Source organism: Moorena sp. SIO3I8, assembly GCF_010692325.1.
Lineage (GTDB): Bacteria > Cyanobacteriota > Cyanobacteriia > Cyanobacteriales > Coleofasciculaceae > Moorena.
The window spans coordinates 1-8,107 of sequence record NZ_JAAHHW010000193.1 but is presented as its reverse complement, the minus strand read 5'-3'; the positions used below and the strand labels follow the sequence as shown (position 1 = coordinate 8,107).

General features: G+C 41.9%; 12 protein-coding genes and 1 pseudogene. 8 read left to right on the top strand and 5 right to left on the bottom strand.

The annotated features are described in order from the left end of the window. The 6 genes and pseudogenes from F6K51_RS34325 to F6K51_RS34300 form a co-directional block, all read left to right on the top strand. Nucleotides 1–229 (top strand): BrnA antitoxin family protein (locus F6K51_RS34325; RefSeq protein ID WP_293029744.1); only part of this gene is annotated, 229 nt, incomplete at its 5' end. Nucleotides 230–474: 245 nt separating this feature from the next. Continuing rightward, complete coding sequence (locus F6K51_RS34320; protein WP_293029741.1) at nucleotides 475–801, top strand: hypothetical protein; 327 nt, start codon at nucleotides 475–477, stop codon at nucleotides 799–801. A 151-nt stretch (nucleotides 802–952) separates the two neighbouring features. Continuing rightward, nucleotides 953–1,162: pseudogene (locus F6K51_RS34315) on the top strand (type II toxin-antitoxin system YafQ family toxin); the annotation flags it as partial. An 85-nt stretch (nucleotides 1,163–1,247) separates the two neighbouring features. Beyond that, nucleotides 1,248–1,451: a hypothetical protein gene (locus F6K51_RS34310; protein WP_293029737.1), complete on the top strand. Its 204-nt coding sequence runs from the start codon at nucleotides 1,248–1,250 to the stop codon at nucleotides 1,449–1,451. Between the two features lie 406 nt (nucleotides 1,452–1,857). Then, nucleotides 1,858–2,055, top strand: coding sequence for a hypothetical protein (locus tag F6K51_RS34305; RefSeq protein WP_293029734.1), 198 nt, complete (start codon nucleotides 1,858–1,860; stop codon nucleotides 2,053–2,055). 138 nt (nucleotides 2,056–2,193) lie between these two features. Beyond that, nucleotides 2,194–3,204: a hypothetical protein gene (locus F6K51_RS34300; RefSeq protein ID WP_293029730.1), complete on the top strand. Its 1,011-nt coding sequence runs from the start codon at nucleotides 2,194–2,196 to the stop codon at nucleotides 3,202–3,204. Nucleotides 3,205–3,304: 100 nt separating this feature from the next. Here F6K51_RS34300 and F6K51_RS34295 read toward each other — a convergent pair whose 3' ends face one another. Both F6K51_RS34295 and F6K51_RS34290 read right to left on the bottom strand, forming a co-directional pair. Then, on the bottom strand, nucleotides 3,305–4,213 hold the full coding sequence (locus F6K51_RS34295) for an ion transporter (RefSeq protein ID WP_293029726.1): 909 nt from the start codon (nucleotides 4,211–4,213) through the stop codon (nucleotides 3,305–3,307). A 163-nt stretch (nucleotides 4,214–4,376) separates the two neighbouring features. Beyond that, complete coding sequence (locus tag F6K51_RS34290) at nucleotides 4,377–4,607, bottom strand: hypothetical protein (RefSeq protein WP_293029723.1); 231 nt, start codon at nucleotides 4,605–4,607, stop codon at nucleotides 4,377–4,379. A 12-nt stretch (nucleotides 4,608–4,619) separates the two neighbouring features. Here F6K51_RS34290 and F6K51_RS34285 point away from each other — a divergent pair, with 12 nt between their 5' ends. Next, nucleotides 4,620–4,793, top strand: a complete 174-nt coding sequence (locus F6K51_RS34285) for a hypothetical protein (protein ID WP_293029720.1) — start codon at nucleotides 4,620–4,622, stop codon at nucleotides 4,791–4,793. 10 nt (nucleotides 4,794–4,803) lie between these two features. On the opposite strand, the gene F6K51_RS34280 is transcribed toward F6K51_RS34285, so the two are convergent. Next, on the bottom strand, nucleotides 4,804–6,321 hold the full coding sequence (locus F6K51_RS34280) for an adenylate/guanylate cyclase domain-containing protein (protein ID WP_293029717.1): 1,518 nt from the start codon (nucleotides 6,319–6,321) through the stop codon (nucleotides 4,804–4,806). Between the two features lie 98 nt (nucleotides 6,322–6,419). Here F6K51_RS34280 and F6K51_RS34275 point away from each other — a divergent pair, with 98 nt between their 5' ends. Beyond that, on the top strand, nucleotides 6,420–6,602 hold the full coding sequence (locus F6K51_RS34275; protein WP_293029713.1) for a hypothetical protein: 183 nt from the start codon (nucleotides 6,420–6,422) through the stop codon (nucleotides 6,600–6,602). Between the two features lie 160 nt (nucleotides 6,603–6,762). On the opposite strand, the gene F6K51_RS34270 is transcribed toward F6K51_RS34275, so the two are convergent. Further along, nucleotides 6,763–7,773, bottom strand: a complete 1,011-nt coding sequence (locus tag F6K51_RS34270; RefSeq protein ID WP_293029710.1) for a chemotaxis response regulator protein-glutamate methylesterase — start codon at nucleotides 7,771–7,773, stop codon at nucleotides 6,763–6,765. Nucleotides 7,774–7,789: 16 nt separating this feature from the next. Beyond that, a complete protein-coding gene (locus F6K51_RS34265) occupies nucleotides 7,790–7,942 on the bottom strand; it encodes a hypothetical protein (RefSeq protein ID WP_293029705.1) in 153 nt (50 codons plus the stop codon). Nucleotides 7,943–8,107 lie beyond the last annotated feature (165 nt).

Below are 8,107 nucleotides of genomic sequence, written 5' to 3'. Positions count from 1 at the left end.
TCCTTCTAAAGGAAAAACACGCATTACTATTTATCTCGATGATGATATTCTTGCCAATTTTCGAGAACAGGCCGAAACGGCTGGAATTGGTTATCAGACTCTGATAAATGAGGCTTTAAAAAAACATCTCCTACTGCCAAATGAGCAACCTCTCACCCAAGGGGATTTACGCCGTATTCTTCGTGAAGAATTATCAGATAAAGTAGGGTGGGCAAATGGACATGATTGATGATCAATTGGTTAATGGTTGATGATTTGCCCACCCTACGCCTGGGAACAGCGGATCTGGTAACAGTGCGATCGCCGGTTTGGGAAAATGGAAGAGCGATCGGGCCGGGATAATGTCAGTAGTAGTAGGGTGGGCAAATGGACTAGATTTATGATCAATCGGCTAAAGTATGATGATTTGCCCACCCTACCCCACTGGGTGCGATCGCGTAGCGTGGCCTACGGCCAATCGCACTATAATCTTTGATGAGCGCGGTGGGAGGATGTCAAAGTGCTACAATTTCGTACAATACGGTTTCGCAAAAACAACCCATGACTAAATTAATCCAAGAAACCTTTGAGGAGATCGCACAGCTAAAGGAAGAACAACAAAACGCCCTAGCCATTTATTTACAAAAACACCTCGCGCTTATTTTGCTTCAAGCTGAAAGAGAGAAACGAATTGAAGAGAACACTTATACAATTAACGACTTCAATGAAGAGACCCAACAAGCGATTATAAATATTGAAGAACCAAAAAACTTGACCGTTTGTGCCAATAAAGAATCTCTCTACAATGAACTGGGAATTTAATGCTATCACCTATTTTTGAAAACCGCTTTAATAAAGCGATCGCTGATAAAGTAGGGTGGGCAAATTGACATGATAACTGCTCAGATTGCCAAACTATCGGAATTTGCCCACCCTACCCGACTATTTTGTTGCTTAATTTAGGCTACAGAAGCGTGGCAAAAATATGGAAAAGCTTAAATCCGTTATTGAGAACTTATTAGAGAGAAAAGAACTAGAACCCAAATACAAAGATCATGCCTTAACAGGAAATTGGAGTGGATACCGAGATTGTCATATCGAACCAGACTGGATTTTAATCTACAAAACCTCTGAAACCAATCTTTTTCTGGTTCGTTCCGGTTCCCATGCAGATTTATTCTAAATGATCATGAATTTGGAAGTGCGTTCGCGAAGCGTGGCCGTAGGCCAATCGCTCTTGTAGTAGGGTGGGCAAATGGACATGATTGATGATGAAATTGCCAAACTATCATTTTTTGCCCACCCTACCCTACGGAATGGGTACTGTAACAGCGGATCTGGGAACAGCAGATCTGGGAACAGGGAACTCAGAAGAGGGAACAGTGCGATCGCGTAGCGTGGCCTACGGCCAATCGCTGATCTTGTCGGGTGGGCAAATGGACATGATTGGTGCTCAAATGGTATTAATTTGATGATTTGCCCACCCTACGCCACATTCATAATTTGCCCACCCTACTCCCTGTTGATTTTGATAAAATAGTAGTAGGGTGGGCAAATGGACATGATTGGTGAGGAAATTGTATTAATTTGATATATTGCCCACCTTACTTGTAGGCGTAGGGTGGGCAAATGGACATGATTGGTGATCAATTGGTATTACTTTGATGATTTGCCCACCCTACTCAGGTCGCGATCGCACTACCCCGATGTAAGTTAGGCAAATGGACATGATTGGTGATGAAATAGTATTAATTTGATATATTGCCCACCCTACTCAGGTTGTAGGGTGGGCAAATGGACATGATTGGTGATCAATTGGTATTACTAGGATAATTTGCCCACCCTACTAGAGTAGCGATCGCTACCCTAGAAGAGACAATGCTGTTTGTGGTGGATCGAGACAATTTACAAAGTCTTTTGGCTAAGCACGAAGAATTAGCTGACCGAATTTCTGAAGAATTATCCAAACGTCAAGAGACATTGGAACGCTTAGGAATAACCGTCAGTGCCACAGAGGAAGACGAAACTCCTTTCGCCGAGATTCGCAAACGTATTAAATCAATTTTTGGTATTTAAAACCGATTCAGTTGTTATACCAAAGGGAACAGGGAACAGCGGATCTGGGAACAGGGAGTAGGGAGTAGGGAGTAGGGAAAAGGGAACAAAAATTATCACAATTCATTTAGGATTGGTATAGTCATCAAAACAACTCTCATGAATCAACACAATCAGGATAATCAGTATCTACCACACCCCTCAATTGATGAGTCAGCTCAGCTTCCTAGCTCCTTTGTCGAAGCAGTCACTAGGGTGAAAACCTTTGCTCTGCTGGAAATGGAAAAAGAAACGGAGCGAAAACAGCTTTACTATCATACTTGTGACCATGTTAATGGAGTGCAGCGTAGAGCTGATCGGATTTTCCAAGCCATCAGACCCTATTGGGAAGCCGGTCTGGACAATGATATAGCACCAGACTATCTGAGCAGAATGAAACAGTTAATCGATCTGTGCGCCATTGCTCACGATATGGTGCAAGAGTTTGTCCCTCAAATCCAACCCTATATCTCTAGACGGCGAGAAAGTGGTGTGAGCGAAGCTGCTACAATTACTAAGCTTTTGGATTACATCAAAAATCAGAATGAATGGATAAGTAAGCAAACTCCTAACCATCTGGCCTTGTTTACCGATTCAGATGTACAAATCATTACAGAAGCCATTAACGCTACCATTTGTTACTATGATACTTCAGACAATACCATTTACCAGCCTGACCTCTACTCTTCTGATAAAAACCTATCTCTGGTAGCTCGGATTATTGCTTTGGCTGATTTAGGCACTTTGGGCATGGAAGGAATTGAAGCATTTAACGAGGAAGGCAGTCTGCTATTTCTAGAAGAAAATCCTGATATTATTCCAATAATTTTGAATCACGATCTTCCCGATTCCCAAGCTATCGATAAACAAACGCTTTATGAAAATCTTAGACAACGGCTTCTGAAAAGGACTCGCTTTCAAGTCAATTTTGCTAAGGGACGAATGGCTAGATTGGCTCGTGAACTTAAAGGGTTGACCGCCGAAGCAATTTCGGTTTTAACCCAGGATGTTTTTAAGTATTTGAATCCAGCCATAATTCAAGAAATTGAATTATTAACTCCTACCGCTAATGACACGAAGTTTGAGGAATTGATTGAGTTTTTTAAGCTCGAAAACTATGTAGAAAAGTAGGTGATATCAGCTTAACAACAAGATCAAAAAGGCAATCAATGATAGTGTTGCCGAATCACATCCAAACTACTGAAATCGATTAAAAGTGATCAATAATCGCTCAATAATCAGAAATATCTGTTCGGATACGCTCTAAGGAACTATGCATATCTTTCAACTGTTCTTGAATTGCTAATAACTGACCTTCAAGTCTGGACACTTTGCTAAATTGATTCTGCTCCTTGATCACCTTCTCCAACTTTTTATCCTGCTCCTGCTTGAATTCATCGACACTATCACTGATATTGCTGGTGATAATCCCAACAAAAAGATTGATAGTAATCATCGCCCCCAACATCACAAAGCTCACAAAAAAAAGGACACCAACCAGGGGTGAAGCTGAGGGATTTGTGCAAAGTGCTTCTATACCATCGTAACCGTAGCGTTCGCAGCCATACATCTGGATATACATCAAATCTGCCCAACCTTCTAGGGTTACTACTTGAAATAGAGACAAGATAGATTTGGGTAAGGAAGAAAAGTGAATCGGATCGTTTTCAGCAAATAAAAAGGTTCCGGCTACCCCATAAATATAGAACAAAATACAGAGAAGCAAAAAGACATAGCCCATGGAGGGTAGACTCTTGAGTAGAGCTCGGACGAGTATTTGTAAGCGAGGCAAAGCAGAGATTAGCCTAAATACTCTCAGCAGCCTAAGCATACGTAGCACTATAAAATATTGATTATCAATTGGCAATAGTAAAGCCACAACAATGAATAAATCAAATAGATTCCATCCATTTTTAAAGTAGCTCCATGGATGACTAGCTTCAGCACCTATCTTAATAAAAATTTCACCAATAAAAAAACCTAATATTAGATGTTCTATAAAATTGACAAGAGTGCCGTAATTTTCTGTAAATGATGGATAGGTTTCCAGACCTACTATAATGCTAGCCAAGATTATTACGATCAAAACTGTATTCTGAAAGATTTCAGAATTAGAAATTTTTTGGAGTGCTACCTGCATAAAAAAATTATATAAACAATTACAGTGGGCAACTTGTGATATAATTATATCCCGATGAATACTTATCATTCCGGGTGCTTGGTAATAAAGTTTATTGATTAGTGCTTAGCAATCACTAATGAATAAACTATAGTACCAATATCCTTAGGCAAATATTACTATACTATATATAGCAGCTATCAATTCGGTGAGGTACAAAGTTCTGGGTTTTAGGGAGCAGCGATGCAGCGCGGTCTTGGGGGTTTCCCCCATGAGCGACTGCATCAAGACGGGAGCAGGGAGCAGGGAAGAGGGAAGAGGGAGAAAATCCAGCGTTGCTTAATAATGGAATGATTTTAAGAGTTTTCTGGAATGGGCATGTTGGTGGAATGGGCATCAGGCGTGGAACTGGCATCTTGCCAGTTTCATGCTTATTTTCGAGCGGGCAGGATGCCCAATCTACTCCTATTCATTCCTAAATTCAGCAACGCCGAAAATCCCTCCCTACTCCCTACTCCCTACTCCCTACTCCCTACTCCCTACTCCCTACTCCCTACTCCCTACTCCCTACTCCCTACTCCCTACTCCCTACTGCCATTAACCCAGATAGCTTACTTCTTGGTAAACCGCCAAACTCCATCCCAATCCTGTGGCACCCCTTGAGCCATCAACTGCTTAATTCGCTCCACATATAAGGCAGCGGTCTTATCCAAAGGATTCACCATTAACACGTGATTAAAATACTCTAAAGCCTTGTAAAATCCTTGAGTGCGATAACATTCTAAACCTTGTTCAAATTCCAGTTGCGTTTTTAACTTCAATTCCCTAACTGCCTCAGTCTCACCATCCAGCACTTCATAGATAGCAAGGGGTTCATTTCTACCTTTAACAATTGCTCGATCTAGAAACCGAATTTGATAGTTATTCGGATTGCTCAATTTCTCTAAGGTTTGCTGAGAAATTAATAAAGAAACCCCATAGAACTTGGTCAAGCCTTCCAAACGAGCGGTCAAGTTAACATTATCAGAAAAAGCATCCCCCTGCATTCGGAATGTCTCTCCAACCATCCCCACCATCATGTGACCATAGTGGATACCAATCCCTACTTGAATCGGTAAATAACCGTTGGCTTCACGCTTTTGATTGTATTGCTGGACTTTTTTGAGCTTGGCAATTCCAGCACAGACAGCATCATCAGCGCCATCAGGGAAAACTGCCATCATGCCATCCCCTAGAAATTTGACAATAAAGCCATCGTGATTGCGAATTTCAGGACTGACACGCTTAAGATAGGCATTGACGAAGTCAAAGTTTTCCTTTGGTGTCATACTCTCAGAAATGGTAGTAAAGGAGCGAATATCACTGAACATCACCGCCATTTCTTTACTAACGTGGTCCCCTAATTGGACATGAATCACATTGTCCTTGTGCAGAAAATTAAGATATTCAAATGGGAAAAACCGAGCAAAGGAATTTTTTAGGGTTTCCAGAGTTTCATTGGCTTGAGTCAATTCTTGCTCACGGGCTTTTACCGTTTGAACCATTTGCCGGAAAACTCGTGCTAGTCGTCCTAACTCGTCGCTCCGAGTGGCTACTTCCTCCAGACTTTCTGGCTTAAATGTATCATTTTCCACAGCGGCGGCTGCTACTGTCACCTTTTCTACCTGTTTTATATACTTTGACTGGCGCAGATTTTCAGCTTTAAGCTGCTCTTCAGCTTCGGTTCGTTTGAGGAAGTTAAGATAGGCTTTGGAATGGTAACGAATACGAGCAATTAGTTCTACCAGATCTGGCAGTTTTACTAAGTAATCATTTGCTCCAAATCCAAAGGCTTTAGCTTTAATTACTGGTTCTTCTTTACTTGATAGTACAATCAGGGGAATAGGTCGAGTCGGCGAATCCTTAGAACGCAAAAAACGCACTAACAACAAGCCATCCATCTCCGGCATGACCAAGTCTTGTAGAATGACCGTTGGTTGGTACTCCTTAGCTACTTTTAAGGTTTCAGTTGGATCCTGACAATAGCGAAAGATAATATCCTTTTCTGGAGCCAACATGCGGCGAATGGCTTCGCCGATCATGGGCTGATCATCGATAAGTAGGACTTTAATCGGCTCTTGAGTCACCATTTTATTTGTAATGTCCGCTTTGGCTATCAATTAGATCAGGTACAGCATAGATAAATAACCTAGGGTTAGCTAATTCTTTGGCGTTGCTTAATAATGGAATGATTTTAAGAGTGAGGTGGAATAGGCATCTTGCCGTAGAATGGACATCAGGCGTGGAACTGGCATCAGGTGTAGAACTGGCATCTTGTGTAGAACTGGCATCTTGCCAGTTTCCTCCTTATTTTGGGGCGGGCAGGATGCCCACTCTACTCCTATTCATTCAAAGACTGACGCAACGCTAATTCGTTTAGCAGTTTATCAAATTTTGTTCAATACTCTGGGCAAACTGGGAAAACTATGTCATGCCAATTGTGCTTAATAGTCAGCTATTGTTAAGAATTATTATAATATATCAGTGTTGTGCAATAAAAGTGATATATAAATTTAGCTATAGGAATTTAGCTAAGGCTTAAACGCGAATCCTTTGATTAGGGCAGGTGCGATCGCGTCTAGGGGCAAAATTTCCACCGCCGCCTTCAACTCTGCTGCTGCTTTCGGCATCCCATAAACCACGCAACTGCTTTTATCTTGGGCAATAGTATGCCAACCTTTAGAGCGCAACAGTTTTAGCCCTTCAGCTCCATCTCTACCCATGCCAGTTAACAAGACAGCGGTGCCTTTGCGCTTCCAGTACTCGGCTACACTTTTGAAAAAAACATCTACGGAGGGGCGGTAGGGATAATTACTGGGTTTGGTGGTATAGGTTAACCTCAAATTCGATGTTAAAAACAGGTGGTCTTTGGTTCCAGCAATCAATACTTTCCCTACTTCAGGACGGCTACCGTCAGACGCTAGTTGGACTACCAAGGGTGTCTGATGATTCAACCACTCCACTAATCCTGAAGCAAACTGCACATCTACATGCTGGACAATCACAATTGCTGCACTGAAACTTGCTGGTATGCTGGAGAGAATCGTTGCTAGAGCCTTTGGTCCTCCAGTAGAAGCACCAATTGCGATTAACGGCGGAAGATGGAGTTGGGAATTTCGGGCTGGGGATTTTGAATTTCGGGTGGATTTTCCAATCAGTTTACCAATGGTAGCAATTTTAGTAAGTAGTTCTTGAGCAGCGTCTGGGTTACCGCGAGTGCCCAAAACTGGCAGGCTGACAGCATCTAAGGCTCCATATCCAAGGGCTTCAAATACTTTAGATGAATTCTGCTGGACGCTAGCGGTTACCACTAAAATCGCACAGGGAGAATGTTTCATGATCTGGCGAGTTGCCTCAACCCCATCTATTACTGGCATTGTCAAATTAATCAAAATTAAGTCTGGGAGATCTTTGGCACATTTGGCAATAGCTTCGGCACCATCACTAGCAACCCAAGCTACTTTATAGTCTGGAACCACCATCAAGACACGCCGCAGGGTCTCTACTGCCATCATTGAATCATTAACAATTGCTATTTTCATGTCATAAAAATGCTGATTACTTTTTTATAAGGGAGTAGGGAGTAGGGAGTAGGGAGTAGGGAGTAGGGAGTAGGGAGTAGGGAGTAGGGAGTAGGGAGTAGGGAGTAGGGAGTAGGGAGTAGGGAGTAGGGAGTAGGGAGTAGGGAGTAGAAAATTGAATGTACCTCATAAGTATGATCAACATAAGTATGATTAACGCTATAGTCGATTTTATTGATTGCTGAATTCCACCTTAGTAATTCATAAGCTTGGCTTCAAACTTTACTATTTAAAATTAACAAGCAAGCCATCCAATTTGGATGGCTTGCTTGTTAATTTTAAATAGTAAAGTTTG

Bases quoted from the DNA above. Each gene is read 5' to 3' on its own strand.
- F6K51_RS34290 (WP_293029723.1), bottom strand. From the start codon at position 4,607: ATGCCAGTTCCACGCCTGATGCCCATTCCACCAACATGCCCATTCCAG.
- F6K51_RS34280 (WP_293029717.1), bottom strand. From the start codon at position 6,321: ATGGTGACTCAAGAGCCGATTAAAGTCCTACTTATCGATGATCAGCCC.
- F6K51_RS34310 (WP_293029737.1), top strand. From the start codon at position 1,248: ATGATGAAATTGCCAAACTATCATTTTTTGCCCACCCTACCCTACGGA.
- F6K51_RS34270 (WP_293029710.1), bottom strand. From the start codon at position 7,773: ATGAAAATAGCAATTGTTAATGATTCAATGATGGCAGTAGAGACCCTG.
- F6K51_RS34300 (WP_293029730.1), top strand. From the start codon at position 2,194: ATGAATCAACACAATCAGGATAATCAGTATCTACCACACCCCTCAATT.
- F6K51_RS34320 (WP_293029741.1), top strand. From the start codon at position 475: ATGAGCGCGGTGGGAGGATGTCAAAGTGCTACAATTTCGTACAATACG.
- F6K51_RS34275 (WP_293029713.1), top strand. From the start codon at position 6,420: ATGATTTTAAGAGTGAGGTGGAATAGGCATCTTGCCGTAGAATGGACA.
- F6K51_RS34305 (WP_293029734.1), top strand. From the start codon at position 1,858: ATGCTGTTTGTGGTGGATCGAGACAATTTACAAAGTCTTTTGGCTAAG.
- F6K51_RS34285 (WP_293029720.1), top strand. From the start codon at position 4,620: ATGCTTATTTTCGAGCGGGCAGGATGCCCAATCTACTCCTATTCATTC.
- F6K51_RS34295 (WP_293029726.1), bottom strand. From the start codon at position 4,213: ATGCAGGTAGCACTCCAAAAAATTTCTAATTCTGAAATCTTTCAGAAT.
- F6K51_RS34265 (WP_293029705.1), bottom strand. From the start codon at position 7,942: ATGAGGTACATTCAATTTTCTACTCCCTACTCCCTACTCCCTACTCCC.